Below are 2154 nucleotides of genomic sequence, written 5' to 3' on the forward strand. Positions count from 1 at the left end.
GCGCGGGCGCAGCGGGCCGTCGGCGACGTCCTTGAACCGCACCACGATCGCGTACGCCAGCTCGCGGGGCCGGTCGAGCGGGACCCGGGCCGCCAGGGTGGCCACGCCGAGCACCGCGAGGAAGCAGCTGTAGATGATCGGGGCGGCGAGCGGGGTGAAGTAGTCGTTCTGCTTGGTGATGAACTTGCCGACCTCGTCGACGAACAGCCCCGACCCCACCCCCACGCACACCGCCGTGGTCGGCTGCACCCAGGGATTGCTCCACAGCAGGGCCACGATCCCGCCGACGAGCAGCAGCAGCCCGCCCCAGAGCGCGTGCGCGAGGTGGTACTCGCCGCCGCCGATCTGCGGGTAGCCGGTGAGCGCCAGGTAGAGCCGGGTCACCACGACGGTCACGCCGAAGGCCACCGCCACGAGCCGGACCGAGCGGGCCCCGTCCGAGCGCGGGACGGGGCCGCGCAGACGCTGCGCGGGACCGCTCACGTCTCCGCCAGCCAGGCCCAGGACAGCGGCGGGAGGTGGGCGCGGCCGTCCCGGACCTCGACCCCTCCGTCCATGGACAGGACCGTGTCGAGCCCCGCGACCAGCTCCGCCGGGACCGACGCGGGGTGCTCGGCCATGTTCGCCAGGCCGAGGAAGGCCCCGCTGTGCGACGGCCTGCGCCGCCAGGCGAGGACGTGCGGGTCGTCGAGCACGAGCACGTCGGCCGGGGCGGAGGCGTGCAGGGCCGGGAGCTCGGCGCGGGTCGCGGTGAGCCCGCGGAGCAGGCCGAACACCCGACCCTCCACACTGGACGGATCGTGGCGCCGGTCGAAGGCGGCCTCGTCGAGGCGTGGCCGGTGCATCCAGCGGATGTCGTCGGCGAGGGTGGGGTCCGCCAGGTACGAGAGGTCGTTGCGCAGGCCCAGCTCGTCGCCCATGTAGAGCAGGGGGACGCCGCCGAAACCGCAGGTCACGGCGTGCAGGAGGACCAGGCGTCGGATGCCGGTGTCCTCGTCGGTGTCGATCCCGCAGAGCGAGGCCGCGGTGCCGGAGATGCGCGCGTCCCCGGTCTCGGGGTTCTCCTGGAACAGGGCACCGCGGGCGAAGGAGCCGGGGAAGCGCCCGGCGTAGAAGTCGTTGAGGAAGCGGCGGTGGGCGGGGCCGGACCAGCCCACGGCGGCGGCGTCGACGTCGGACACGGCCCAGCCGATGTCGTCGTGGCACCGGACGTAGGTCGCCCAGGAGGACCCGGTGGGGATCGGCGCCATCCGGCGCAGGGCCTGCACGGCGAGCCGCGCGTCCCGGGTGGCCAGGCACGACCAGAGCAGCACCATCAGCTGGTTGTGGTAGGCCAGCTCGCACTCGGGGCGCTCGCGCGGGTGCCCGCCGAGGTACGGGACGAGGTCCTCGGGCGCGACGATCGCCTCGGCCTTGAACACCGTCGCGGGCGCCGCGAGCCGGGCCGCGGCGTGCATCGCCTGGAGGATGTCGTGCACCTCCGGCTGGTTCTGGCAGGTCGTGCCCAGGCGCTTGCCCATGAACGGCACGGCGTCCATGCGGACGATCTCGACCCCCCGGTCCGCCAGGTCCAGCACCGTGCCGAGCATCGCCGCGAAGACCTCGGGGTCGGTGTAGTCGAGGTCCCACTGGTAGTCCCAGAACGTCGTCCAGACCCAGCCCTGCACCTCGTCCACCCACGTGAAGGAGCCGGGAGCGCGGTCGGGGAAGACGTCGGGGATCGTCGCCTCGTAGGCGTCGGGCATCGTGCGGTCCGGGAAGGCCGTGTAGAACGCGTTGCCGCCCGCGACCCACTCGCGGGCCCACGGGTGCTCCTTCGCGGTGTGGTTGAGCACGAGGTCCACGCAGAGGCTCATCCCCCGCTCGCGCAGCGCCGCGGCCAGCTCCTCCAGGTCCGCCATCGTGCCCAGCCGGGGGTCGACCGCCCCGTAGTCGACGACCGCGTAGCCGCCGTCGTTCTCCCCCTCCCGCGGGCGGAGCAGCGGCATGAGGTGGAGGTAGGTCACCCCCAGCTCGGCGAGGTGGTCCAGCCGCTCGTGCAGGCCCCGGATCGTGTCGGCGAACCGGTCCACGTACGCGACGTAGCCGACCATCCGCGGGTGCTGGTACCAGTGGGGGTCGATCTCGCGGCGGCGGTCCAGCTCGCGCAGCGGC

At 73.6% G+C, this 2154-nt stretch carries 2 protein-coding genes; both read right to left on the reverse strand.

Going from position 1 to position 2154, the window contains the following annotated elements:
* Window positions 1–483: hypothetical protein (locus tag H5J29_RS30080; protein ID WP_220188113.1), on the reverse strand; the 483-nt coding region annotated here is incomplete at its 3' end.
* Window positions 480–2154, reverse strand: a 1675-nt coding sequence (locus H5J29_RS30085) for an alpha-amylase family protein (RefSeq protein ID WP_181784343.1), incomplete at its 5' end; no start/stop codon positions are given. The genes H5J29_RS30085 and H5J29_RS30080, both read right to left, overlap by 4 nt.

This window comes from Pseudonocardia pini (assembly GCF_013870575.1).
GTDB classification, from domain to species: Bacteria; Actinomycetota; Actinomycetes; order Mycobacteriales; family Pseudonocardiaceae; genus Pseudonocardia; species Pseudonocardia pini.